Genomic DNA, 25,576 nt, shown 5'->3' on the forward strand with positions numbered 1-25,576 from the left:
GTTCAGCTCAACGGACGCCGAACCTTGACCAAGCCCATCTGCAAGCCGAACGGCCGGAACACCGCGTTCAACGACTTGAGCGTCTGATTGCCCTCACCGTGCTCGATATGCACCAGGGTGCGCAGGGAAATCCTGCACATCCTGGCGAACGGAGTCTGGTGCAGGCCGGTGACCTCCACACGCAGCCGGCGCAAGGCTTCGCCGACCTGCAGGGTACCTTCGGCCAGGCCCTGCTCCACACTCTCGATCAACAAGGCGCGTGTATCCAATAAAATACACCTTCCTCCAGGCCACAACCCTTACGCCTTTATTCACCTGGCACTGAAGATCTGTCCCGCAAACCGCAAACGCTTACCCTGACAGTTATCCCTCCAGCGCCTCGCTAAATTTCCCGCCTCACATCTCAGAGGTTCGGACCTATGCCCTGCACATCCAAACGACTCGCCCTTGTCATCACTTTCGCGCTGAGTGCGTTGAGCATTCAACTGGCCGCTGCACGCGGGGATATGGGGTCGCCGCCCAGCGAACCTGAACCGGCCAGTCCTTTTTATTTCATTGACTACGCCACCACCGGCAATGGCCGGGCTGTGGCCCAGGTGCTGGACCGTGCGGTGGATGCGGTGCTGGAGTCGGGCGACCTGAGCGCGCGAGAAAAGTATCTGATTGCAGATGACGCCCGCTATATGGGCAACCTGGCCCCTGGAAGAATCGGCGCGGTGCTGGAGCAACTGGCTGCCAGCCAGAACGCCAACCTGGGCAGCGCCACCCAGAACAGCCTGAAGCCACTGCAGAGCAGTTTGCTGGCGGCCATGAGCGACGTGAGCGGCGATGCCAACGGTCGTGTCTGGCTGCAGGGCCTGGGCAACGCCGGCAGCCTGAACGGCCAGCACGGCGGTGGCGATTTGCAACAGCGTAACCAGGGCGTGGTGCTGGGCGCCGATTGGGCCGTGGACCCCGCTTGGCGCATGGGTGTGATGGGGGCCAAGACGACCAGTGACCTGAGCGCCAAACGCTTCAAGGCCGCGCTCGACAGCTGGCACCTGGGGGCTTACGCGGTGCGCCAGGATGGGCCGCTGGCCTTGCGCCTGGGGGCGATCCACAGCAATCACGCCGGGTTGAACAAGCGCAGCGTGGATTTTGATTTCATCGACCATCGCGAACAACTCAAGGGCAAGTACACCGCGCAAAGCCAGACGGTTTTCAGCGAAATGGGCTATCGCGCGGACCACGGCAGTTTTACCGTCGAACCGTTCGCGGGCATCGGTTATCAGCGCTACCAGCGCGAGCGCTTCAAGGAAAAAGGCGGCCTCAGCGCCCTGAATGTCGGCGAGCAGACCCAGCAGAACCTGAGCAGCACCTTCGGCCTGCGCATGACCAGCCTCTATACCCTGGACAACCAGATGCCCCTCAAACCCCATTTCAGCGCCCGCTGGAAACACCTGTATGGCGATGTCGGCAACCGCGTGCGCCAGTCCTCGGCCTGGGTGGACAGGTCGGTGTTCAACAGCGATTTCACCATCGAGGGCACTGCCCTGGACCGCAATAGCATGGCCCTGCAAGCCGGGCTGGGGCTGGGCGTATCGACCACCCAGAGCGTGGGCCTGACCTACACCGGCGATTTTGGCGCGCGCAGCAGCAACCAGGCCGTGATGGGCCAATGGACCCTGACGTTCTGATTTCGCACGGTTTGCAGACGAAAAAAAAGGGGGCACATGCCCCCCCGAGGATTAAGCGGTAGTCTCGAAGGCTGGGGATCAGCCTTCGATTTCGATCAGGATTTCACCCGGGTTGACCCGGTCGCCCTTGGCTACGTGAACGGCGGTGACTTTGCCGGCGATGGCCGCCTGCACTTCCGTCTCCATCTTCATCGCTTCGGTGATCAGCACAGCCTGGCCGGCCTTGACCACGTCGCCTTCCTTGACCAGCACATCCACGATATTGCCCGGCATCGCCGTGCTCACATGGCCCGGCTCGCTGGCCTGCTTGCGCTTGCTGGTGCCGCCGCCGACGAATTCGTTGAGCGGTTCGAACACCACTTCTTCCGGCATGCCGTCGATGGACAGGTAGAAGTGACGCTTGCCTTCGGCCTTGACGCCAACACCGGTGATATCCACGCGGTAGCTTTCGCCGTGCACGTCGATCACGAACTCGGTCGGCACACCTTCACCGCCGGCACGGGCCACGCCGCCGGCTTCCGGGATCGGCAGCAATACTTCTGGGGCCAGGGTGCCGGCGTCGCGCTCTTCAAGGAACTTGCGGCCGATGTCCGGGAACATCGCGTAGGTCAGCACGTCTTCTTCGGACTTGGCCAACGCGCCGATTTCGCCACGCAGCTTGGTCATTTCCGGCTTGAGCAGGTCGGCTGGGCGCACGTCGATCACGTCTTCGCTGCCGATGGCCTGGCGACGCAACTTCTCGTTCACCGTGCCCGGCGCCTTGCCGTAGCCGCCTTGCAGGTACAGCTTCACTTCGTTGGTGATGGTCTTGTAGCGCTCGCCGGCCAGCACGTTGAAGAACGCCTGGGTGCCGACGATTTGCGAGGTTGGCGTGACCAGCGGCGGGAAGCCGAGGTCTTCACGTACCCGTGGGATCTCCGCCAGCACTTCGCTCATGCGGTTGAGGGCGCCCTGCTCTTTGAGCTGGTTGGCCAGGTTGGAAATCATCCCGCCCGGCACCTGGTTGACTTGCACGCGGGTGTCGACGGCGGTGAATTCACTTTCGAACTGGTGGTACTTCTTGCGCACGGCATAGAAGTACAGACCGATCTCCTGCAACAGCTCCAGGTCGAGGCCGGTGTCGAATTCGCTGCCTTTGAGGGCGGCGACCATCGACTCGGTACCCGGGTGGCTGGTGCCCCAGGCGAAGCTGGAGATGGCGGTGTCGATATGGTCGGCACCGTTTTCGATAGCCTTGAGTTGGCACATCGCGGCCAAACCGGCGGTGTCATGGGAGTGGATAAAGATCGGCAGGCTCTGCTCGGCCTTCAGCGCCTTGACCAGTTCGCCAGTGGCATACGGGGTCAGCAGGCCGGCCATGTCCTTGATCGCAATGGAGTCGCACCCCATGGACTCCAACTGCTTGGCCTGGGCCACGAACGCCTCGATGGTGTGCACCGGGCTGGTGGTGTAGGCGATGGTGCCCTGGGCGTGTTTGCCGGCCGCTTTTACCGCTTCGATGGCCACGCGCAGGTTACGCACGTCGTTCATGGCGTCGAAGATACGGAACACGTCGATGCCATTTACCGCTGCCTTTGCCACGAAGGCTTTGACCACGTCGTCGCTGTAATGGCGGTAGCCCAGCAGGTTCTGCCCACGCAGCAGCATTTGCAGGCGCGTGTTGGGCAACGCGGCGCGCAGTTTGCGCAGGCGCTCCCACGGGTCTTCTTTCAAGAAGCGTACGCAAGCGTCGAAGGTCGCGCCGCCCCAGACTTCCAGGGACCAGTAGCCGACTTTGTCGAGCTTGTCGCAGATCGGCAGCATGTCGTCGGTGCGCATGCGGGTGGCCAGCAACGATTGGTGGGCGTCGCGCAGGATGGTGTCGGTAACGAAGATCTTCTTGCTCATTGTTATATTCCTCACAGGCCTGCGTGGGCGGCGATGGCGGCGGCGATGGCCAGGGCCAGCTCTTCGGGTTTGCGCTTGATCGAGTAGTTGGTCAGCTCAGGATGGCTTTCCACAAAACTGGTGTTGAACTGGCCGCTGCGGAATTCCGGGTTGCGCAGGATTTCCTGGTAGTAGGCGGCGGTGGTCTTCACGCCTTGCAGGCGCATGTCGTCCAGGGCTCGCAGGCCGCGGTCCATGGCTTCTTCCCAGGTCAGCGCCCATACCACCAGTTTCAGGCACATGGAGTCGTAGAACGGTGGGATGGTGTAGCCGGTGTAGATTGCCGTGTCGGTACGCACGCCGGGGCCGCCGGGGGCGTAGTAACGGGTGATCTTGCCGAAGCTTGGGAGGAAGTTGTTCTTCGGGTCTTCGGCGTTGATACGGAACTGCAACGCAAAGCCACGGTGCTGGATATCTTCCTGTTTTACCGACAGCGGCAGGCCGGACGCGATGCGGATCTGCTCGCGAACGATATCAATGCCGGTAATTTCTTCGGTGATGGTGTGTTCCACCTGCACCCGGGTGTTCATCTCCATGAAGTACACCTCGCCCTCGGCGAGCAGGAACTCCACGGTGCCGGCGTTCTCATAGCCCACGGCCTTGGCCGCACGCACCGACAGGTCGCCGATGTAGGCACGCTGTTCGGGGGTCAGTTGGGGGCTGGGGGCGATTTCGATGAGCTTCTGGTTACGGCGCTGGATCGAGCAATCACGTTCGAACAGATGCACCACGTTGCCAAAGCTGTCGCCGAGGATCTGCGCCTCGATGTGCTTGGGATTGACGATGCATTTTTCCAGGAACACTTCCGCCGAACCAAAGGCCTTGGTGGCCTCGGAGATGACGCGGGGGAAGGCTTGTTCGAGTTCTTCACGGCTGTTGCAGCGACGAATGCCGCGACCGCCACCACCGGAGGTGGCCTTGAGCATCACCGGGTAACCAATGCGGTCACCTTCGGTCAGCGCCTCGGCGATGTCGGCGACGTTGCCTTCGGTGCCCGGCGTCACCGGCACGCCGGCCTTGATCATGCTGCGGCGCGCTTCGGTCTTGTCGCCCATGCGGCGAATGACTTCGGCCGATGGACCAATGAATTTGATTCCACGTTCGGCGCAAATGTCCGCCAGTTCGGCGTTTTCCGAGAGGAAGCCGTAGCCAGGGTGCAACGCGTCGCAGCCGGTTTCCACAGCCAGGTTCACCAGCTTGCGCGGGTTCAGGTAACCGGCCAGGGGCTCGGCACCAATGCTGTGGGCCTCATCGGCGCGCTTGACGTGCAAGGCGTGCCGGTCAGCGTCGGAATAGACCGCCACCGAACGAATACCCATTTCGGCACAGGCCCGCACAATGCGGACGGCAATCTCACCACGGTTGGCGATCAGGATCTTTGTTATCACTTGGAAATTCCCTTGAGCCGATTGCTGCGTTCTTCGACCTGCTAGACCAGGTCGGCGCGTGACTAAATGTTTCAGGTCAGTCGCCAGACACACACTATGCGCACTTAGGGATTAACAAAAATCAATAATTATTGGGTTGTGTATAAGTAAAGACTTATAGTTGACCCCACCGCCCCCTGCGAGCCGCTTTGAATTATGCGTAAGTCACTGATGCGTATGACATTACGTCAATTGCAAATCTTCAATGAAGTCTGCGATTTGCGCTCCTACAGCCGCGCTGCCGAGGAAATGTCCCTTACGCAACCCGCCGTCAGCCTACAGATTCGCCAGCTCGAAGAGCTGGTCGGCCAGCCGTTGTTCGACTACGTGGGCAAAAAGCTCTACATGACCGAAGCCGCCGAAGCCCTGCAGCGGGCCAGCCGGGACATCTTCGGGCGCCTGGAAAACCTTGATATGCAGCTCTCGGACATGCAGGGCTCGCTGCAGGGGCAATTGAAGCTGGCGGTGGAGTCCAGTGCCAAATACTTCGTGCCGCACTTGTTCGCCGCCTTCAAGCGCCAGCATCCCGAGGTGCAGTTGCACCTCACGGTGGTCAACCGCGCCCAGGTGATCCGCCGGCTGTCGGACAACCGTGACGACCTGGTGATCATGTCCATGGTGCCGCAGGACATGGGCCTGGAATTTTTGCCCTTTCTCAACAACCCGATTGTCGCGGTGGCCCCGCCGGACCACCCACTGAACCTGCAAGGCCCATTGCGCCTGCAGGATCTGGAACCCTACACCTTGCTGTTGCGCGAGCCGGGCTCCGGGACGCGCCTGGCCTGCGAGGAGTACTTCAAGGAAAAGCGCGTGCACTTCACCCAGACGGTGGAAGTGGCCTCGGCCGAGGCACAGCGCGAGTGCGTCGTGGCGGGGTTGGGCGTGGCCCTGCTGACGCGCCACGCCCTGAACCTGGAGCTGGCCACCGGCGGGCTCAAGGAGTTGCCGGTGGAAGAGCTGCCGCTGTACCGCAGCTGGTGCCTGGTGCAGGCCAAGGCCAAGCGCCTGTCACCGGTGGCCCATGCGTTCCTGGGCTTTATCCGCAACGAGCGGGTGCAGATCAGCGTGCTGGCTGAACGCTTCGCTGGGCAGCCGCGGGCGCCTGCCAGTGCAGCTCCGGATAGTCGCTGATGCTCTGCAGCAGTTGACGCTGGTCACAACGGTCTTCAATTGCACGACGGAACGCCATGCGGCGCTGGTCTTCCTGCTGACGACGGGTTTTGACGGTGCTGGTGCTGTCTTCGTAGTGCCGGGCCATTTCGAGTCTCCCAATGCGAGTACGGGGAGTTCAGGATGGGCGCGGGGGATGACGGTTTGGCGGCACGCGGGTTACAGGACGATGAATCTTGCCGGTGCAACACCGAGCAAATCTGTGGGAGCTGGCTTGCCTGCTCTCACAGTTGACCGAGTGCCACCTTGGGTCAGTCGTCGAGGGCTTTGACGGACTTGGGCGACAGCCGCAGGCTGCGCAAGCTGCGCTTGACGCTCTTGAGGTGGTTGACCAGGCTCGGGCCACGCGCCATGGCCACGCCCATCGCCAGCACGTCGATCACCACCAGGTGGGCAATCCGCGAGGTCAGCGGGGTGTAGATCTCGGTGTCTTCGTGCACATCAATCGCCAGGTTGACCGTGGACAGCTCCGCCAATGGCGTCTGGCTCGGGCACAAGGTGATCAGTGAGGCGCCGCTTTCACGCACCAGGTTGGCGGTGATCAGCAAGTCCTTGGAGCGGCCCGACTGGGAAATACAGATCGCCACATCGGTGGGTTTCAACGTCACCGCCGACATCGCCTGCATATGCGGGTCACTGTAGGCCGCCGCCGTCAGCAGCAGACGGAAGAACTTGTGCTGGGCATCCGCCGCCACCGCACCCGACGCGCCAAAGCCATAGAACTCCACGCGCTGGGCCTGGGACATGGCGGTCACGGCTTTTTGCAGCTCGATCGGGTCGAGCTTCTCCCGCACTTCCATCAGGGTGTGCAGGGTGGTGTCGAAAATTTTCAGGCTGTAGTCGGCGACGGAGTCGTCTTCATGAATCGCGAACTGCCCGAAGCTGGCACCGGCCGCCAGGCTCTGGGCCAGTTTCAGCTTCAAGTCCTGGAACCCCGAGCAACCGATGGCGCGGCAGAAGCGCACGATGGTCGGCTCGCTGATCCCCACACTGTGGGCAAGGTCAGCCATGGAACTGTGCATCACGGCCGCAGGGTCAAGCAGCACGTGATCGGCAACCTTGAGTTCCGATTTGCGTAACAGGTGGCGCGACTGGGCGATATGTTGCAACAGGTTCAAAGGGCAGGACTCTTGTTATTGGCAGACGCCAGGGATGTAGCAAGCTTGTAGTTATACTACAAGAATTGCTGATTTGCCCGCTCGATGCATCACTAAATCGCCCTACTGCCCCCTGAATCAGCGGGCAAGTGCGATGTAGCACCCGATGGCGCCTGGCTAGCCGTCAGGAAAATCTGCATTTTTCCGTAACAAATCCGCCAGTCCTTCGGCCTCAATCGGCCGGCTGATCAAATAGCCCTGCACCTCATCGCAGTTTTCAGCGCGCAGGAAATCCAGCTGCTGCTGATCTTCCACACCTTCGGCCACCACCTTGAGCGACAACCCATGGGCCATGGCAATGATGGCCCGGGTAATCGCCAAGTCTTCACGCCCCTGGCCCAGGCCGCGGATAAAGGTCTGGTCGATCTTCACGTAATCCACCGGGATGCGCTTGAGATAACTGAGGGACGAATAGCCGGTGCCAAAGTCGTCGATGGCCAGCTTCACCCCCAGATCGCGCAGTTGCTGGAAGGTGGCGATGATGTGCTCGACACTGTCGAGCAACTGACTTTCAGTCAGCTCCAACTCCAGGTACTGCGGGGCCAACCCGGTTTCGTCCAGCACCTGGCGTACCAGGCTGACCAACTTGCCCTGGCGCAACTGGTGCACCGACAGGTTGACCGACACGCGGATCGGCGCCAGGCCCTGACGCTGCCATTCACAGGCCTGCCAGCAGGCCTGGCGCAACACAAACTCGCCCAATGGCACGATCAACCCGGTCTCTTCCGCCAGCCCGATAAAATCACCCGGCGGCACGCTGCCCCACTGCGGATGGTCCCAGCGCACCAGCGCCTCGGCGGCGTTCATCTTGCCGGTGGCCAGGCACAGCTTGGGTTGGTAGAACACCTTCAACTGGCGCTCATCAATGGCTTTGCGCAACTGGTTTTCCAGCTGCAAACGCTCAAGGGTGCTGGCCTGCAAGCTGTCGGTATAGAACTGGAAGTTATTGCCGCCCAGATGCTTGGCGTGTTGCATGGCCATGTTTGACTGGCTGACCAATGCGGAAATTTCCCGCGCGTTATCCGGTAACAGGCTGACACCGATTGAAGCGCTGACCACCAACTCATGCCCCTCCACCGCCACCGGCACCCGCAGTTTGGCCAGCAGTCGGGTGGCCACCCGCGCCAGGCTCGACAGGCTGCCATAGGCGTCGAACAACACCGCGAATTCGTCGCCAGACAGTCGCGCAATGGTGTCGGCTTCCGGCAAGGCATTGATCAGGCGCCGGGCCATTTTTTGCAGCAATTGGTCGGCAATTTCGTGGCCCAGGCTGTCATTGAGCAGCTTGAAGCGGTCCAGGTTGATATGCAGCAACGCCAGGCTGCGGCCGCCCTGGCGCACCCGTTGATGGGCCTCACGAAGGCGCTCGCGGAACAGCGAACGGTTGGCCAGGCCCGTCAGTTCGTCGTAATGGGTGAGGTAGCGCATGCGCTCCTCGGACTCGCGGCGGGCGGACAAATCGGCGAAGAAGCCCACGATATGACTGACATTTCCCCGAACATCGCGCACCACGCTCAATTGCAGCCATTGCGGGTACAGCTCGCCGTTCTTGCGCGCCTCTACCAGTTCACCCTGCCAACTGCCGTGGTTCAACAGGGCCTGGCGAATCACCGGGAAGTGCCGGCGAGCGTCGCGGCTGCACGGCAACTCCACGACATTGCGCCCCAGCATGTCGTCGATATCAAAGCCGGTGACACGGCTGAAGGCTTGGTTGATCGCAATCAACACGTACTCCGGGTCCAGGATCACGATGCCTTCGCTGGCCGCCTCGAACACCGTGGACGCCAGCCGTAACTGCTCTTCCACCGCCTTGCCGACGCTGATATCGCGCCGGGTACCGAGCATACGCGTCACGCGCCCGCTGGCCGTGCGCTCTACGGCGCGCCCACGGTCCTCGATCCACACCCAGCGCCCGTCGCCATGGCGCACGCGGTACTCCACCTGATAGTCCTCGCTGCGCCCTTTCAAGTGCTCCACCAGCGCGTACTTGAGCAGCGGCAAGTCGTCCGGGTGCAGGCGTGGCTTGAGGTCGCGCAGCATCGCCGTGACGTATTCCGGCTCCAGGCCGAACAACTCCTTGAGTTGGGTGTGGTGGACTTCATCGGTTTGCAGGTTCCAGTCCCACAAGCCCAGCTCACTGGCCTGCAACGCCATGGCCAGGCGCGCCTCGCTTTTGCTCAGGGCCAGGCTGGCGGCGTCCAATTGCTGGCCGCGCTGTTCGACGCGCTGTTGCAGGCCGACCTGGGCCTCGCGCAGTTCCTGCTCGATCTGGCGGCGCTGCTCGACCTCGCGCACCAGGTCCTGATTCAACTGCTCGCTACGCTGACGCGCCTGTTGCAAGTGCTCGATCAGGGCCTGGTTCTGGAAGCGCCGCAGCAAGCCGCGCTGGATCAGGCGGTTGACCTGCCATGCCACCAGGCTCAGGGATGCCAGCAGGATCAGGCCCAAGTAACTCCAACCCTGCAGTTGCGGTTCGCCGCTGCAGAATAGATAGAGGATGGTGGGCACCAGGCAGGGCAAGGCAAACGACAAAAACGCCGGCAAACTCACGGCATAGGCCACGCTGGCCGATAAAGTGGCCGCGCCAATCAGGCCAAAGACCCAGGCTTGCTGCACGAAGCTATCCAAGGGCACCAGGGCAATGGCCGCACTCGCCAGGGTCAGGCCACTGGCCGCCGAACCGAGCATGAACATCCGCCGCCAGACCGGCTGAGCCTGTCGGCTGGGCAAGGCGCTGTCGAAGGCCGCCACCTGGATCACGCGCATCGCCACCAGGGCCAGCAACCACACCAGCCAACTGCCGACCAGCACATAACGCTGCGGGCTCCAGAGCAACCAGGCGCAGACCAGACCGTTAATCAGCATCAACAACGTGGGCAGCAACGACCCCTGGTACAACAGACGCGTGCGCTCGACCGCCATCTCCATGGCGTAATGCTTGCGGATAACCTGCTCCGGCGCGACAGAAGGGCCGGGCAAGTCAGTGCTGAGGGTCATAGGCAGTGTTCTTATAATGGTGAGCCCGAAACGTCGACGGAGCATACACAAGCAGAGGGGCAGACCAAACTGCTCTGGATCATAAAAATCCGCGAATAAACCCCCGCAAACCATTGGCCCAGAGGGGCTGAACAAGACAGGGCGCGGGCTGCAGAGGATGACTTACCAGTCATCACCGTGGCTGGAATATTTACCGATTGAACAGCGCCGGCGGTTTTTTTGTAGCGACCACCCGGCAATGGGATTTGCCCCCCTTCCCCCGGCACCCTAGAATGCGCCGATGCGCGATGATCTCTCCCTTTTGCTGAACTCCCTCAACGATGCCCAACGCCAGGCCGTAGCAGCCCCCGTTGGCCGTCAGTTGGTCCTGGCCGGTGCTGGCTCCGGTAAAACCCGCGTGCTGGTGCACCGTATCGCCTGGTTGATCCAGGTCGAGAACGCGTCCCCGCATTCGATCCTGTCGGTGACCTTCACCAACAAGGCCGCTGCCGAGATGCGCCACCGCATTGAGCAGTTGATGGGCATCAGCCCGGCCGGGATGTGGGTCGGCACCTTCCACGGCCTGGCGCACCGCCTGTTGCGGGCCCACTGGCAGGAGGCGGGCCTGGCCCAGACCTTCCAGATTCTCGACAGCGATGACCAGCAACGCCTGGTCAAGCGGGTAATCCGCGAGTTGGGCCTGGATGAACAACGCTGGCCGGTCCGCCAGGCCCAGTGGTTTATCAACGGCCAGAAAGACGAAGGCCTGCGCCCGCAACATATCCAGGCCAGTGGCGACCTGTTCCTGGCCACCATGCGCAGCATTTATGAAGCCTATGAAGTGGCCTGCCAGCGTGCCGGCGTCATCGACTTCTCCGAACTGCTACTGCGCGCCCTCGACCTGTGGCGCGACAACCCCGGTTTGCTCGCGCACTACCAGAAGCGCTTCCGGCACATCCTGGTGGACGAGTTCCAGGACACCAACGCCGTGCAGTACGCCTGGTTGCGCCTGCTGGCCAAGGGCGGCGACAGCCTGATGGTGGTGGGCGACGACGACCAGTCGATCTACGGCTGGCGCGGCGCGAAAATCGAGAACATCTACCAGTACTCCGACGACTTCCCCGACGCCGAGACTATTCGCCTGGAGCAGAACTATCGCTCCACCGCCGGGATCCTCAAGGCCGCCAACGCCTTGATCGCCAACAACACCGGGCGCCTGGGCAAGGAGTTGTGGACCGATGGCGGCGAAGGCGAGGCGATCAACCTCTACGCCGCCTTCAACGAGCACGACGAAGCGCGCTATGTGGTCGAAACCATTGAAAGCGCCCTGAAAACCGGGCTGGCCCGCAGCGATATCGCTATTTTGTACCGTTCCAACGCCCAATCGCGGGTGTTGGAAGAAGCCTTGCTGCGCGAGCGCATCCCGTATCGCATCTATGGCGGCCAACGCTTCTTCGAGCGTGCGGAAATCAAGAACGCCATGGCCTACCTGCGTTTGCTGGAAGGCCGCGGCAACGATGCAGCGCTGGAGCGGGTGATCAACGTACCGGCACGGGGCATCGGCGAGAAAACCGTCGAGGCGATCCGCGAGCATGCGCGTCACAGCGATGTGTCGATGTGGGAGGCCATGCGCCTGCTGATCGCCAATAAAGGCCTGACCGGCCGCGCTGCCGGGGCTTTGGGTGGGTTTGTCGAGTTGATCGACAGCCTCGCCGCCAAGTGCCTGGAAATGCCGCTGCACCTGATGACCCAGACCGTGATCGAACAGTCCGGCCTGATCGCTTATCACGAAGCGGAAAAAGGCGAGAAAGGCCAGGCCCGGGTAGAAAACCTTGAGGAACTGGTCAGCGCCGCCCGCGCGTTCGAGAACAGTGAGGAAGATGCCGACCTGTCGCCATTGGCGGCGTTCCTCGGCCATGCCTCCCTGGAAGCGGGCGATACCCAGGCCGACGAGCACGAAGACAGCGTGCAGTTGATGACCCTGCACAGTGCCAAGGGCCTGGAATTCCCCTACGTGTTCCTGGTGGGCATGGAAGAAGGCCTGTTCCCGCACAAGATGAGCCTGGAAGAGCCCGGCCGCCTTGAGGAAGAACGCCGCCTGGCCTACGTGGGTATCACCCGGGCGATGCAGAACCTGGTGATGACCTACGCCGAGACACGGCGCCTGTATGGCAGCGAAACCTACAACAAGGTCTCGCGTTTCGTACGGGAAGTGCCGAAAGGGCTGATTCAGGAAGTGCGCTTGTCCAATAGCGTAAGCCGGCCGTTTGGCGGCGGCCAGCAGCAGAACTCCAGCAGCATGTTTGCCGGTTCGGAAATTCCCGAGACCCCGTTCAGCCTTGGCCAGCAGGTCAGGCATGCGATCTTTGGCGAAGGGGTGATCCTCAACTTCGAAGGCGCCGGGGCCCAGGCCCGAGTGCAGGTGAACTTCGCCGAAGGCAGCAAGTGGTTGATGATGGGTTACGCCAAGCTCGAAGCGGTCTGACTGAGCGTTCCCACGCTCTGCGTGGGAACGACCGGACGCTCTGCCTCGGTGTAATGGGTCGCCTTGCCCTTGTTTTTCACACGTACGGGCCAATATCTGTAATTAGTCCTACAGACCATTCCGAATAGGTCTTACGCAAAAGCCCGAAACATTATGCCGCTAGCCACTGCCTCTACACCTGTGCAACATGGCGCGCGTGCAATCCACAAATGGGAATTCCCTTTATGAAACGTTTTCTTAGCATCGCCATGGCGTTGTGCATCGGCCTGACGATGAGCCTCGACGCCAACGCCAAACGCTTCGGTGGCGGTAAAAGCTCCGGCGCAGCGCCGAGCCACCAGACCAGCCAAATGGCCCCAGCCGCTGGCGGCATGGGCGGAGCGGCTGCCACCGCAGGTGCAGCCGGTGCCGCAGGCGCTGCTGCCAAGGCCGGCGGTGCTTCGCGCTGGTTGGGCCCTCTGGCCGGTATCGCTGCCGGTGGCCTGCTCGCTTCCATGTTCATGGGCGGCGGCTTCCAGGGCATGCAGATCTTCGACATCCTGATCATGGCCGTCATCGCCTTTGTGATCTTCCGCTTTATCGCCGCCCGTCGCCGCAAGCAGCAGGAGCACCTGGCTCCAGCCGGCGCGCCGATGCAGCGTGAAGTGTTCGAGCAAAAGCCTGCCATGGGTTCGATCTTCGGCGGCTCGGCGGCACCGGCTGCTGCCGCCCGTCCGGTGATCAATGCGCCAGCCTGGTTCAACGAAGAGCGTTTCGTCGAAGCGGCCCGCAACCACTTCCAGTCCCTGCAGCAACACTGGGACGCCAACGAAATGGACAAGATCGCCGAGTTCGTGACCCCGCAACTGCTGGAGTTCCTCAAGCGCGAACGTGCCGAGTTGGGCGACGCTTTCCAGTCGACCTATATCGACGACCTGCGCGTACAACTGGAAGGTGTGGATGACCGCGCTGACAAGACCATCGCCACCCTGACCTTCAGCGGTGTGTCGAAGACCTCGCGCTTCGACCAGGGCGAAGTGTTCAGCGAAAGCTGGAACATGGAACGTCCACAGGGCGAAAACCAGCCATGGCTGGTAGCCGGTATCCGCCAGAACGGCTGATCCGCAAAGGCCTACAGCCTGCTGTAACGAACACCCCGGTCTTGTGCAGCGCTTTAAGAAGCCTGCACAGCCGGGGTGTTTTTTTGCCTGTGGAAAAGTCGGCATGGGGTTTTGCTGGATTAATGAGAACGACTCTCATTATACTCACCCTCCCCGGTTCTGCCCGAGCATAGGAAAGTGCCGCCGTGCTGGAAAAACTGTTCACTCAACATGCACCCGCGTTGCATCGCTATCTGTTGCGCAAAAAGTGCTCCCCAAGCCTGGCCTCGGACCTGGTGCAGGACACTTTCCTGCGCATCGCCCAGTTGGAGAGCCTGGAGCGCGTGCTGTGCGCGCCGTCCTATCTGTTTCGGGTAGCGCACAACCTGATGATCGACCATCACCGCCGCTATGGTGAAAAGCGTTACGACAACGACCCCAGCGCCTTCTTCGCCACCCTGGTCGACGAAACCAGTTGCCCTGAAGAACAGGCCCTCGGCGCGTTGGAACTGGAGCACCTGGAAAGCCTGCTGGAGCGCATGCCACCGCGTACCCGCGATGTGTTCATGCTGTGCCGGGTGGAGGGCATGACGCACAAAGAGACCGCGCGCTATTTACGGATATCCACAAGCTCTGTACAAAAACACATGGCCATGGCCCTGGCCAGGATTGGCCGGGCGCTTGAGCCGGGCCAAGAGGGCTGAGCCTTGTGTACGACAAAGAGCCAAAAGGTAAATAGACCGAACCGTGAACGCCTCCCCACAGACTATCGACCCGGTAGAGCGCAAAGCTGCCGACTGGGTGATGCGCCATCGCCAAGGACAGCTTTCGGCACGTGAACTCGAGGCTTTTCAGCGCTGGCTGGCCGCCGACCCGTTGCACGCCGCCGCCGCCGAGCGCGCCAATCGTGCATGGCAGGCTACCGCCCAGCTCAAGCAACGCCCCGGTTATGTAAAACCCCAGCGCCCGCCGCGGTCTGCCTGGTTGCGCATGCCGGTGGTCGGCGGCAGCGCCGTGGCTGCACTGGTGCTGGGCTGCTGGATGCTGCTGGCCCCACCCTTCTGGCTACAAGCCCTGAACAGCGACTATCACACCGGTTTTGGCGAAGTGCGCCAGATCACCCTGGCCGATGGCAGCCAGGTGGAACTGGGTAGCCACAGTATCCTGAGCCTGGCCTACGACGATCAGACCCGGCGGGTGCGCCTGAGCCAGGGCGAGGCGGTCTTCACCCCTGCGCCAATGAATGAACAGGAGCGGCGGCCCTTCACCGTACAAGCGCCCGGGGCCGATATCACCGCGCGAGGCACGCGTTATCTGGTCGGTGTGGGCAAGGATCGCGAAGGCTGGGTGGGTGTGCTGCAACACCGGGTCGAGGTCAACCTGACCCCGCGCGGGCGCGATGAGGCCGCCGGCTCCGCACTGCTGGAGCAGGGTAACAGCCTGCGCTTCAGCCCCAAAACGGGCCTGGTGCCGCTGAACACCAACCCCGAGGAACTGGCCAGTTGGCAGGAAGGCCGGCTGGTATTCCAGCGCGAGTCCCTCGCCGATGTCGCCGCCCGCATCAACCGTTACCGACCCGGGCTGGTGCTGGTCAAGGGCGAGGCGCTGCGCAACGCCCGGGTCAGCGCGGTGATACGCCTGGATAACCTGGACGACGCGCTTGAACACCTGGTGGCGCAAGTCCACGGCCGCATGGTCGACCTGTCAGGGCTGACGCTGATCTACTGAGTAACCTCAGGCAACGTAAGTTTCTAAATCGGATAAAAAACTACATACATAGATCATAACGATCTATCGCGTTTTTGCAGCTGGGCCGTTTCTACTACATGTGAATAAATCTTATTTACTTTAGTGAGGCCGGTTTTGCAGACGCAAGAGAACAACAAAAAACGCCAGGGAACAAAACGTACCCGGCTGAGCCTGGGGATCCAGTTGGCCGTCATTGCGCTGGTCGCCGATGCCGCGACCATCAGCGCGGTGCTGGCGGCACCAGCCGCCAGTGCAAACCACGCCCCGGCCACTGACCTATACACGTTCAACGTACCCACCCTGGCGCTGGACGAAGCCTTGGTGCTGTTGGCGCGTCAAGCCGGTGTCGAGCTCTACCTGGGCAGTAACGACCTCACCAAAAGCTACGGTAACCCAGTCAAGGGTCGCCTCTCCCTGGATGCCGCACTGCAAACGCTGCTGGCCAACCAAGGGGTCAGCTACAGCCTCACCGGCTCTGCCGAACGCCCGATCATCCAAGTGCAATCGATGCCGAACTCGGCGGGCATCCAGGCCGGCGACCTGCATCCGACGTACATCATGGGCATGGAAGGCAAGCAGTCCCGGGACGAGAAGGGCTACAACGATATCTACGACCAGGACATCTCCTCGGTGTATGCCGGCAAGGAGCAGATCGAGCGCTACAAAGGCGCGGCCCCCGCCGATATGTTCAAGGGCATGCTCAACGTGTACAGCGGCGACTCGCGCAATAGCGGCGCACTGGACCCAAACATCCGCGGCATCCAGGGCCCCGGCCGCGTGCCGGTGACCATCGACGGCACCGAACAGGCAATCACCGCTTATCGCGGCTACATGGGCGCCAACAACCGTAATTACATCGACCCCAACTTGATCGGCAGCATCAAGGTGCTCAAGGGCCCGAACCTGGAGCGTAACGTCTACAGCGGCGTCGGGGGGGCAGTGGTAGCCAGCACCCTGAACGTCGACGACATCCTCAAGGAAGACCAGGCGTTCGGTGGCGAACTCAAGATCGAAGGCAGCAACAATTCGGTGTCGCCCAAGCTGCCGACGCTGCTGACCGGGCAGACGCGCAGTCCCGACTATCAGCACATTCCCCTCCACTCTTACTACGATCCTTCGCTGTACAAACATCCGCGCACGAGCAGTAACAACAAACTCCTGTCCAGCGATGATTCTGCCTATCGTTTAGCCTTGGGCACACGTCAGGAGAAATTCGAACTGTTGGCGGCCTACGCCTTCCGGGAAAAGGGCAACCACTACGCGGGCAAGAACAAGACCGACTTTTACTCCACCGGTAAACAGATCAACGGCCAATTTGACTACATCCCCAACCTGGCAAATATCTACAAGCCGGGCGATGAGGTACCCAACACTTCCAGCAAGATGGAGTCCTGGCTGGGCAAGGCCAAACTCAAGATCGATGAAGGCCAATCCCTGGAGTTCGGCTACCGCGATACGGATGCGCTATATGGCGAAATCATGCCATCGCGCATCTCGTTCTTCAGGCCCCAGGACCTCTATGACGCAGCCACTTACGGCGTACCGCAGTGGCCCTTGAGTCATGTACAAAGCAAAGCCTACAACCTGGAATACAATCTCAAGCCTGAGGGCAACCCATGGGTGGACTTCTATTCCAACCTCTGGGCAACCAATACCCGCAGCGATACTTACAGCAGCGGCGGTGTACCCAATCAGACCACCGAAGATGATCGAGTGTACCGGAACACGGCCGTAGCCAATGCTCAGCATGACCGCGTCGGTTTGACTGCAAGCAACAAACTCAAGCTGCTCGACAGCCTCGACCTGACCCTCGGCGGCAGCTACCAACATGAAAAGCTGGGTTCGAACGATAACTATCAAGACCCCATCATCGGCGACACATTGCGCATGTATCCCCGCGCCGGACGCCGGGTGGAAAAAGAGTACAACTTCAACTTCGATTGGAGACCCGTCACATTTGCCCGATTCAACGCCGGGATGCGTTATTCATCGTATTGGGCATTTGATGACTATCTCAAAGGCGACCAAGACAAGACAGGGACAATAACGCAAGACGTACCAACCGGTCGGCGAGTGTCTTACGTCACTCAAAAAACGCTGACAGACCACGAATTGAAAGTATTGATTGATGAAAAAATAGCGTACGAGAGCCAGTTTTGGGATGGCTTCGGTATGACGGATGAAGAGCGTTTAGAGGATGTAGAACGGATCAAACGAGATACGAAGCGTATTCAAGATACCAAACACCTTGTTAACTGGGCACATGATGGAAAAGGTCGTTATTCACGCGATAACAATCCGTGTATTAATGGTGTGAACGCTGGGGAAAATATTATTCAGTGCACGGCAGACGACAATTATATTACCGAGCAAAAAGATATCAGTGCCAAACATCAGAAAGACAGCGGCTGGGTGCCAAATTTATCAGTGACCTTTTACACCTCGGAAAATGGTCGAGTTTATCTTCGCTACAGTGAAGCCATCCGCTTCCCAAGCATGTTTGAAAGCACCATAGGATTCTCGTCGTCTACAAACCCTTGGGGACTTGAGCCGGAGCACGCCTATAACTACGAAGTCGCTTACATTCATAACCTTGCCGGGTGGGGTGGTAGTGAGAGCGCCGACGTCAAATTGACCTATTACAACAACACCACGAAGAACGTGATTGAACGCAGCCCCCAACTGCGCTTCAGTAACCTGGAAAAACAGATGACCTCCGGCGTGGAGTTTCAAGGTCGCTACGATAGCGGGCGCTTTTTCACCGATTTCAGCCTCGCCCATGTCCTGAAAAATAAAGTCTGTGATGAAGATTCAGCCCTATCCATCAGCACCGATGGCAGTACCCCTGACTGCGTGGATGATGGCTTTGTGGGCGGTTACTTGGTGAGCATGTCTCAGCCCGAGTGGTCAGCCAACCTTGGATTGGGTGCACGTTTCCTCGACCGTAAACTAGAGATCGGTGGCCGCGCGATTTATTACCGTCAGCACGAGAGCAAGTTCAACAGCAATTACCCAAACAGCGCCATGGTCAGTTACTACATCAACACGCCCATGTCATGGGACAAAATCGTCACTTATGATGCTTATGTAAACTACAAGTTGACCGATGATGCCTCCATCGAGCTGACGGGCACTAACTTGAGCAACCTCTACTATATCGACCCGATGACGCGTTCGGCCATGCCCGCACCCGGCCGCACATTAAAACTTGCATTTACTACCACTTTTTAAATTTCAAGGTTCAGCAAACCAGAGACAGTAACGCCTGAATTAAATGTCCAACGTATACATCACCAAGGGGAGCTTCTTCGGTGCCGGCACCAATGCATCGCTGGCCGGTATCGCCAAATTTACGAATCGTGATTACGACACCGCTTTCGGCAGGGTTGTTAAATGAACATAAGTTTCTATTGAAATCGTTTTATCACTACGTTCTAACTTGTGAGGTGTGACATGGGAGGCTAAAGAAGCAATCGGCAAATGCTTGACGTGTTGACTTAATTTAAATCACTCAATGGATGATGAAATGAAATCTTTCAAACACACAGTATTGGCAGTGGCACTTCTGGGTCTGGCTGGCGTTGCTCAAGCAGCCACTTCTTCTGGTCAAAGTTACGATGGCACCATCGTTGTTGACGGCTCCAGTGGCACCGGCTCTACGAACCACCCTGGCTCGGCGGGTCAGCCTGCCATTGGCGTAAAAGCGTTTTACAACGGTACAAAAGTTGCCTTCAGCGGCTTGAAAGGCATGGCTGCCAACGACGCAAATGGTGTATCCACCATTACTACCGCGATGATGCCGGCTTCCCACTCCACACTGGGCAACTTTGACTTCAAACAAGTCGCCAACCAACAGGTGTACTACGGCGAGTGGTCGCAAACCGGCGCCAACAATGACCCAACCCGTGTTGTGTACTACTCCGGCGACACCACTGGCCGCGTACTGCCAACTGCTAACGTGACCTATGCGGTACAGGGCATTAACAATTACTCCGGCGCTAACGTGCTGTCCGGCGACCTGACCGCTTCCTTCGGTACAGCGGCACCAACCCTGACCGGCTCGTTGAGCAACAGCGCCCTGAAAGTCCAGTTGTCGGCCAACATCAACACTGCCGATGCCAGCTTCGCCGGTACTGCACGAGCGCGTGACGCCGTGAGTAACGCAAGCCTGTCAACCGGCACCACCCAAGGCAGCTTCTTCGGCGCAGGCTCCACCGCGTCGCTGGCCGGTATCGCCAAGTTCTCCGATCGCAACTACGACACCGCCTTCGGTGGCGTCGCCAAGTAATCGCACGTTGAACCTGTTGTAGCACCACCCAAGCAAGTGCCTGCCCCCAGGTACTTGCTTTTGGCGTTTTGAAGCGATCCCGAGAGCCCGGTAATGCCCCAGCCCTACTGCAAGCGATCCCTCACGCTCCACGTTTTGCCCTTTTTCCTACTGCTGTCCATAACCCCTACGGTATTTGCTGCCGACCAGGACACCAGCCTGCGCCTGAACCAGACCATCGAGTACCGCGCCAATCAGCAAGAGCGCGAGTTGCTCAAGGATGAAATGCCCAGCGACGGCGCCGCGCCACTCTTGAACATCGACGGTCAGGACTACACCGTGGGCAACACCCTGGATGAGTTGGGCCGTGCTGTGTATGTGTCGATCTCGCGCCAGAACTGGCCCCAAGCCAGGGACTACCTCAAGCGCTACACCGCCTTGCCCGGCCACGACCCGATGCTCACCGCCTATGCCAAGGGTGGCCTGGCCCGCGCCGATGGCGACCTGGAGCAAGCCGAAGATTATTACCGCCAATTGCTGGCGATACAGTCCGACTTCCTGCCGGGCCGCCTGGAGCTGGCGCGGGTACTGTTCGAAAACCGCAAGGATGGCGAGTCCAACGCCGTATTTCAGCAGATCAGTAGTGGCCTCAGCCCCTCCGACGCGCAGGCCATGGGCCTGGGCAAGACCGTCGACAGTTTCAAGCAGGCCCTGGATCACCGTGAAGACTGGCAAGGCTCCTTCGCTATCGGCCCGACCTGGGGCAAAAATCTCAACCAGTCCCCCGAAAGCACAGTGACGTATCGCTATGTCACTGCCGAAGAAACCATTCTGGTCCAACGCTCGCTGCCCAAGGCAGTGTCTGCCCACGGCACCGATTACGAGGCCACGCTCAACAAGCGCATCGCCCTTAGCGGCCATCACGGGGTGTTCATGCGCTCGCTGTTGTACGGCCAGGCGTATGAAAAGGAGAGCAAGTACAACGAAAGCACAATTATTAACAACGCCGGCTACAGCTATCACGATGCGAAAAACCAGTACGCTCTCGGGCCATCCTATGAATTCAACACCATCGCCGACAACGCCATGTACAGCGCCTGGGGGCTGCGCGGCGAATGGATTCACACGCTGTCAGCCACGCGGATGTTCAAGCTGGAAGGCGAATACAAGGACATGGCCTACAAACACGAAATCAATAGCAACCTCGACGGCGGCATCAGTTCTGTCTACGCCACTCTGTGGCAGGCCCTGCCCCAGCGCTGGACGTTGTTCGGCGGCGTGGACCTGAGCCAGCGCAACGCCCGGGACAGCACCCAGGCTTACCTGCAAAAAGGTGTGCGACTGGGCGTCGCCAAGGATTTCGAGGTGGGCGTCAGCGCTGTGCTGTTCGCCTCATACCGCCAGCGCCAATACGATGCCTACAGCGCCATTGTCGATGAGCGACGCAACGACGATGAACAGGGCTACACCTTTATCCTGCGCGCCCCACGCCTGGCGGTGATGGATGTGGTGCCCAGTCTGACGGTCAAGTACAACAAGGTCGTCAGCAATGTGGATTGGCTTTATTCCTACGACAAAAACAGCATCAGCCTAAAGCTGGAAAAGCAGTTTTAATCAATAACCCCGGGTTTTCTATTTCGCGGTTGCACTTATAGCGAGCTACTGTATAAAACGCCCCTATAAACCGCGCCATTCAGCATGAGGATCCCGGCCGTGGAAGAAGTTATCGAACAATTACGTGAAGCCAACGAACCGGTACCGGTTCCTCTGGAACTGCCCGACGAAGACCAGTTGGTGGAAGTCGAAGAACAGCTGTTTATCAACATCCCGTTTGTGTTCAAGGAATTCCTGCTGACCGTCAGCGATGTGGTGTATGGCAGCCTGGAGCCGGTGACCATCACCGACCCCCAGTCCCACACTTACCTGCCGGAAGTCGCGGCCACGGCCTGGGATCTTGGCGTGCCTCGCGAACTGATCCCGATTTGCCAGGATGGCGACGACTACTACTGCGTCGAAGAAGACGGCACGGTGGTGTTGTGGTCCGGCGAAGAAGAACTGGTGACTGAAGAGTCCTGGGAGTCGGTGTGGCACTGGGCGCGGGACGTGTGGCTGGAAAGCTGAGCCAAAACCAGTGACAAGGGGGCGATGTGCAAAGTCCCCTCGCCACATACGCTCAATGCTCCGGCGTGTCCTTGTGATTATCCAGGGTTTCCAGCAAGGCCACTTGCATGCGCGTATGGATGCGGATGAACCAGCGCCAGAGCACGGCAGCCACTGCGGCCGTCACCACCGCAATCAATACCAGCAACTTGTTGGTCGGCAAAATACTGGCCGACAAGGCCGCCAATAGCAGGAAGATCACCAGCAGCGAGAGAATCGGGATCAGTTCGGCAATCACCCGCCGTACACGTTGGGTATGGCGCCCAGCCATTTCCGGCTTCACGCTCATCTCCGCCAGCAGCATCGACAGCGCCTTGAGCTTGCGATATGCGGCAATCAGAAACGGCAGCGACAGTAGCAACGCACCACCCCAGATCAATGCCTTCTGCCAGCTCGGATCACTGATCCAGCCTTCCAGATACCCTCCAATGCGCGCGGCGAAAAAGCTGCCGGTAAAGAAGATCGCCACCACCAGCGCCAGGTTCACCCCTACCTGCAGGATGATCTTGCGGATCATCGACGCCAGCATCGCGCCTTCACCCTGGGGCGAAATGCTGCGCAGCCATTCGCCATACATGCCAAACACCCGGCTCAGACGCTGTGGCATCACAGCCGCGATCTTCAAGGACAATGGGTCGGCGCCACGAATAAGGTATGGCGTGAGCAACGTAGTGATGGCGGAAACGGCCACCGCCACCGGGTAGAGAAAGTCGCTGGTGACCTGCAAGGTCATCCCCAGCGCCGCAATGATGAAAGAAAATTCGCCGATCTGTGACAGGCCCATGCCCACCCGCAACGAGGTGCGGCCGTCATTACCGGCGATAAACGCGCCAAGGCCACAGGACAGCATCTTGCCCAGCACCACGGCCACAGTAATCACCGCAATCGGCCACGCGTATTGCAGCAGGATCTGCGGGTCGATCATCAAGCCAATGGCAACGAAGAAGATGGCACTGAACATGTCGCGAACCGGCTCGATCAGGCGTTCTATTTTCAGCAACTGCCGGGACTCGGCCATGATCGCACCGATCAGGAAGGCGCCCAGCACCATGCTGTACTCCAGCTTGACCACCAGCAGGCAGAAGCCAAAACACAGGCCCAGGACGGTGATCAGCAGCATCTCGTTGCTTTCAAACTTGGCCACGTAGGCCAGCAGGCGTGGCACCAGCAAAATGCCAATCACCAGGGCCACGATCATGAACAGTGAGAGCTTGCCGACCGTGGAAAATACCTCGCCGGAGCTGACCGTGCCGCTGACGGCGATGCTTGATAACAAGGCGATGATGCCGATGCCCAGGATGTCCTCGACGATCAGCACGCCAAAGATCAGTTGGGCAAAGCGCTGGTTTTTCATCTTCAGGTCGTTGAGCGCCTTGACGATGATGGTGGTCGAGGAAATCGCCAGGATCGCACCGAGGAACAGTGAATCCATGGTGTTCCAGTCGAACCATTGGCCAATTTCATAGCCAATCCAGATCATCAGGATGATTTCCAGGAAGGCCGCGATAAACGCCGTGGCGCCGACCTTGAACAGCTTGCGTAGGCTGAACTCCAGGCCCAGGCAGAACATCAGGAAAATCACCCCCAGCTCGGCCAGGGTCTTGATGGTGTCTTCGTCGTGGATCAGGCCGAAAGGCGGGGTGTGCGGGCCGATGATAAAGCCGGCGACGATGTACCCCAGGACGACCGGCTGCTTGAAGCGATGGAACAGGATGGTCACCACCCCTGCCACGAGCATGATCACGGCCAAGTCCTGGATAAAACTGATGGCGTGCATGGCGAGGGGCTCCTTGAGGGTACTGGCACTGTCCCGAATTCCAGGCAGCCGCCACAACGGCGCGCAATATGCGGAAGGAAAAGTCTGCCTTATTCGTAAGAAATGCCCTTGAAATGGGCTTTTCAAGGGTAACACCGCGACTTGCGGCAGAAAGCCGGTGCAATATATGGAAACAGATCGCCCTGGGCGTGACGGCAAGCCCCGTCCCGGCGTCCCGTTAGGGATGGCGCTGTAATGATTCGAGCATCCGCAGAGGTGCCCCCCCCCAACCAATGCCTACAACCGTGAGTGTGCTATGGAACCCGGAAACGCCCAGCTGTCGATGACGGTATTGATGACCCCTGACATGGCCAATTTCTCAGGCAATGTCCACGGCGGTACCCTGCTCAAGTACCTCGACGAAGTGGCCTACGCCTGCGCCAGCCGTTATGCCGGCCGCTATGTCGTCACACTGTCGGTGGACCAGGTGATTTTTCGTGAGCCGATCCATGTGGGCGAACTGGTGACATTTCTGGCTTCGGTCAACTACACCGGCAACACGTCGATGGAAGTGGGGATCAAGGTGGTCACCGAGAACATCCGCGAGCGCTCGGTGCGCCATACCAACAGTTGCTTCTTCACCATGGTTGCCGTCGACGACGCCCGCAAACCGGCCGCCGTGCCAGCGTTGCAGCCACAGAACAGTGAAGACAAGCGCCGGTTTATCCAGGGCAAACAGCGCCGGCAGATTCGCCAGGAGCTGGAGAAGCGCTACCAGGAAATCAAAGCCGACGCGCTGTAAAACACAATCCCCCTGTAGGGGCTGGCTTGCCAGTTCCTACAGGGGGATTTTGGGTGTTACAGACTGATCGGCGTGGCTTCAAAGCGCACGCGCGGATGGGCGATGCGGTCCTGGGCCCGTACCAATTCCAACTCGTAACTGGCGCATGCCTGGGTTTCCAGCAGCACTTCATGCACAGCCGACGCCGTGAACTCGAACGCGGCCAGCAGGCTGTCGCCCAGCAGCACCCGCGCCAGGAACAGGCCCGATGTCAGGTCGCCCACCCCCACCGGCTGGCGCGCAAATGCCAGCAGCGGCCGGCGCAGGTGCCAGCTGCCTTCGGCCGTCACCAGCAGCATTTCGAAACCATCCGCCAGCTTGCCCGGGTAGTCCAGGTGCTTGACCAGCACCGCTTTGGGCCCACGCGCCAGCAGGGCGCGCGCCATGCCCAGGCAATCGAACAGCGACTGCGGTTTACGCCCGCAAAAGCTGTCCAGCTCCAGTTGGTTGGGGCACAGGAAGTCGGCCATGGCCACCGCTTCGTCCAGCAAAAAATCACTGACTTCCTGGGGTACGATGCAGCCTTTTTCCGGATGGCCCATCACTGGGTCGCACAGGTACAGGGCCCTGGGGTTGATCGCCTTGATCCGCGCCACACCGCTCAGGATCGCCCGCCCCTGGGCGGCGCTGCCCAGGTAGCCGGACAGCACCGCATCGCAGTTGCCCAGTTCGCCAATCGCCGCAATCCCCTCCACCAGCGCCGGAATTTGCTGCGGCGCCAACACTTCTCCCGCCCAGTGGCCATACTGGGTATGGTTGGAGAACTGCACGGTGTTGAGCGGCCAGACATTCACCCCCACTCGCTGCATGGGAAATACGGCGGCGCTGTTGCCGGCATGGCCGAAGACCACATGGGACTGGATCGCAAGCAGATGAGGTGTGCGTTTCATGCAGGAAACTTCCGTAA

Annotated in this window: 20 protein-coding genes; 12 read left to right on the forward strand and 8 right to left on the reverse strand. The window is 60.0% G+C overall.

The window, feature by feature from the left end; genetic code table 11:
• Positions 1–2: 2 nt before the first annotated feature.
• Positions 3–269 carry a transcriptional regulator gene (locus JFT44_RS04815; protein ID WP_198791863.1) on the reverse strand — a complete coding sequence of 89 codons (267 nt, stop codon included), beginning with the start codon at positions 267–269 and terminating at the stop codon, positions 3–5.
• Positions 270–419: 150 nt separating this feature from the next.
• On the opposite strand from JFT44_RS04815, the gene JFT44_RS04820 reads away from it, so the two are divergent.
• Positions 420–1,676, forward strand: a complete 1,257-nt coding sequence (locus tag JFT44_RS04820; protein ID WP_198830398.1) for an autotransporter domain-containing protein — start codon at positions 420–422, stop codon at positions 1,674–1,676.
• Between the two features lie 78 nt (positions 1,677–1,754).
• On the opposite strand, the gene oadA is transcribed toward JFT44_RS04820, so the two are convergent.
• Complete coding sequence (gene oadA / locus JFT44_RS04825; protein ID WP_115129316.1) at positions 1,755–3,563, reverse strand: sodium-extruding oxaloacetate decarboxylase subunit alpha; 1,809 nt, start codon at positions 3,561–3,563, stop codon at positions 1,755–1,757.
• 11 nt (positions 3,564–3,574) lie between these two features.
• Positions 3,575–4,990: an acetyl-CoA carboxylase biotin carboxylase subunit gene (locus JFT44_RS04830; protein ID WP_029290035.1), complete on the reverse strand. Its 1,416-nt coding sequence runs from the start codon at positions 4,988–4,990 to the stop codon at positions 3,575–3,577.
• Between the two features lie 195 nt (positions 4,991–5,185).
• On the opposite strand from JFT44_RS04830, the gene JFT44_RS04835 reads away from it, so the two are divergent.
• A complete protein-coding gene (locus tag JFT44_RS04835) occupies positions 5,186–6,160 on the forward strand; it encodes a LysR family transcriptional regulator (RefSeq protein WP_057440568.1) in 975 nt (324 codons plus the stop codon).
• Here JFT44_RS04835 and JFT44_RS28590 read toward each other — a convergent pair.
• The 3 genes from JFT44_RS28590 to JFT44_RS04845 form a co-directional block, all read right to left on the reverse strand.
• Entirely contained in the window at positions 6,090–6,287 is a 198-nt protein-coding gene (locus JFT44_RS28590; RefSeq protein ID WP_057444237.1) for a PA3496 family putative envelope integrity protein, read from the reverse strand. The genes JFT44_RS04835 and JFT44_RS28590 overlap by 71 nt on opposite strands.
• Before the next feature lie 163 nt (positions 6,288–6,450).
• The gene (gene hexR / locus JFT44_RS04840) at positions 6,451–7,317 is read right to left on the reverse strand and encodes a transcriptional regulator HexR (RefSeq protein WP_029290040.1); all 867 of its coding nucleotides are present in this window, start codon (positions 7,315–7,317) and stop codon (positions 6,451–6,453) included.
• A gap of 156 nt (positions 7,318–7,473) precedes the next feature.
• Positions 7,474–10,353, reverse strand: coding sequence for a GGDEF domain-containing phosphodiesterase (locus tag JFT44_RS04845; protein WP_169989919.1), 2,880 nt, complete (start codon positions 10,351–10,353; stop codon positions 7,474–7,476).
• Between the two features lie 280 nt (positions 10,354–10,633).
• Between JFT44_RS04845 and uvrD the strand changes: the two genes are divergently transcribed.
• The 9 genes from uvrD to JFT44_RS04885 all read left to right on the forward strand — a co-directional run bounded on the left by uvrD (position 10,634) and on the right by JFT44_RS04885 (position 22,033).
• Complete coding sequence (gene uvrD / locus JFT44_RS04850) at positions 10,634–12,817, forward strand: DNA helicase II (protein WP_057961208.1); 2,184 nt, start codon at positions 10,634–10,636, stop codon at positions 12,815–12,817.
• A 224-nt stretch (positions 12,818–13,041) separates the two neighbouring features.
• The gene (locus tag JFT44_RS04855) at positions 13,042–13,917 is read left to right on the forward strand and encodes a Tim44 domain-containing protein (protein ID WP_029290048.1); all 876 of its coding nucleotides are present in this window, start codon (positions 13,042–13,044) and stop codon (positions 13,915–13,917) included.
• A 185-nt stretch (positions 13,918–14,102) separates the two neighbouring features.
• Positions 14,103–14,600 (forward strand): RNA polymerase sigma factor, encoded by a 498-nt coding sequence (locus JFT44_RS04860; protein ID WP_057440570.1) that lies wholly within the window; start codon positions 14,103–14,105, stop codon positions 14,598–14,600.
• 43 nt (positions 14,601–14,643) lie between these two features.
• Complete coding sequence (locus JFT44_RS04865) at positions 14,644–15,624, forward strand: FecR domain-containing protein (RefSeq protein WP_307829651.1); 981 nt, start codon at positions 14,644–14,646, stop codon at positions 15,622–15,624.
• A gap of 135 nt (positions 15,625–15,759) precedes the next feature.
• Positions 15,760–18,876, forward strand: coding sequence for a TonB-dependent receptor domain-containing protein (locus tag JFT44_RS04870; RefSeq protein ID WP_198830399.1), 3,117 nt, complete (start codon positions 15,760–15,762; stop codon positions 18,874–18,876).
• A 43-nt stretch (positions 18,877–18,919) separates the two neighbouring features.
• Entirely contained in the window at positions 18,920–19,042 is a 123-nt protein-coding gene (locus JFT44_RS28860) for a hypothetical protein (protein WP_269835597.1), read from the forward strand.
• 129 nt (positions 19,043–19,171) lie between these two features.
• The gene (locus JFT44_RS04875; RefSeq protein WP_233093208.1) at positions 19,172–19,933 is read left to right on the forward strand and encodes a Slam-dependent surface lipoprotein; all 762 of its coding nucleotides are present in this window, start codon (positions 19,172–19,174) and stop codon (positions 19,931–19,933) included.
• Between the two features lie 93 nt (positions 19,934–20,026).
• Positions 20,027–21,526 (forward strand): surface lipoprotein assembly modifier, encoded by a 1,500-nt coding sequence (locus JFT44_RS04880; protein WP_198830400.1) that lies wholly within the window; start codon positions 20,027–20,029, stop codon positions 21,524–21,526.
• A 99-nt stretch (positions 21,527–21,625) separates the two neighbouring features.
• Positions 21,626–22,033, forward strand: a complete 408-nt coding sequence (locus tag JFT44_RS04885) for an SMI1/KNR4 family protein (protein ID WP_198830401.1) — start codon at positions 21,626–21,628, stop codon at positions 22,031–22,033.
• 52 nt (positions 22,034–22,085) lie between these two features.
• Here the strand turns inward: JFT44_RS04885 and JFT44_RS04890 are convergent, their stop codons facing one another.
• Positions 22,086–23,849: a cation:proton antiporter gene (locus JFT44_RS04890; protein ID WP_057961209.1), complete on the reverse strand. Its 1,764-nt coding sequence runs from the start codon at positions 23,847–23,849 to the stop codon at positions 22,086–22,088.
• Between the two features lie 295 nt (positions 23,850–24,144).
• On the opposite strand from JFT44_RS04890, the gene JFT44_RS04895 reads away from it, so the two are divergent.
• Entirely contained in the window at positions 24,145–24,630 is a 486-nt protein-coding gene (locus JFT44_RS04895; protein WP_057961210.1) for an acyl-CoA thioesterase, read from the forward strand.
• 56 nt (positions 24,631–24,686) lie between these two features.
• Here the strand turns inward: JFT44_RS04895 and pdxY are convergent, their stop codons facing one another.
• The gene (gene pdxY, locus JFT44_RS04900) at positions 24,687–25,559 is read right to left on the reverse strand and encodes a pyridoxal kinase PdxY (protein ID WP_057440574.1); all 873 of its coding nucleotides are present in this window, start codon (positions 25,557–25,559) and stop codon (positions 24,687–24,689) included.
• Between the last annotated feature and the right edge of the window lie 17 nt (positions 25,560–25,576).

The organism is Pseudomonas sp. MF5691 (genome assembly GCF_016405645.1).
Taxonomy (GTDB): Bacteria; Pseudomonadota; Gammaproteobacteria; order Pseudomonadales; family Pseudomonadaceae; genus Aquipseudomonas; species Aquipseudomonas shahriarae.

Coding starts and splice junctions, on each gene's coding strand:
- JFT44_RS04855 (WP_029290048.1), top strand. CDS start 13,042: ATGAAACGTTTTCTTAGCATCGCCATGGCGTTGTGCATCGGCCTGACG.
- JFT44_RS04820 (WP_198830398.1), top strand. CDS start 420: ATGCCCTGCACATCCAAACGACTCGCCCTTGTCATCACTTTCGCGCTG.
- JFT44_RS04895 (WP_057961210.1), top strand. CDS start 24,145: ATGGAACCCGGAAACGCCCAGCTGTCGATGACGGTATTGATGACCCCT.
- uvrD (WP_057961208.1), top strand. CDS start 10,634: ATGCGCGATGATCTCTCCCTTTTGCTGAACTCCCTCAACGATGCCCAA.
- JFT44_RS04875 (WP_233093208.1), top strand. CDS start 19,172: ATGAAATCTTTCAAACACACAGTATTGGCAGTGGCACTTCTGGGTCTG.
- JFT44_RS04880 (WP_198830400.1), top strand. CDS start 20,027: ATGCCCCAGCCCTACTGCAAGCGATCCCTCACGCTCCACGTTTTGCCC.
- oadA (WP_115129316.1), bottom strand. CDS start 3,563: ATGAGCAAGAAGATCTTCGTTACCGACACCATCCTGCGCGACGCCCAC.
- JFT44_RS04845 (WP_169989919.1), bottom strand. CDS start 10,353: ATGACCCTCAGCACTGACTTGCCCGGCCCTTCTGTCGCGCCGGAGCAG.
- JFT44_RS28860 (WP_269835597.1), top strand. CDS start 18,920: ATGTCCAACGTATACATCACCAAGGGGAGCTTCTTCGGTGCCGGCACC.
- JFT44_RS04835 (WP_057440568.1), top strand. CDS start 5,186: ATGCGTAAGTCACTGATGCGTATGACATTACGTCAATTGCAAATCTTC.
- JFT44_RS28590 (WP_057444237.1), bottom strand. CDS start 6,287: ATGGCCCGGCACTACGAAGACAGCACCAGCACCGTCAAAACCCGTCGT.
- pdxY (WP_057440574.1), bottom strand. CDS start 25,559: ATGAAACGCACACCTCATCTGCTTGCGATCCAGTCCCATGTGGTCTTC.
- JFT44_RS04890 (WP_057961209.1), bottom strand. CDS start 23,849: ATGCACGCCATCAGTTTTATCCAGGACTTGGCCGTGATCATGCTCGTG.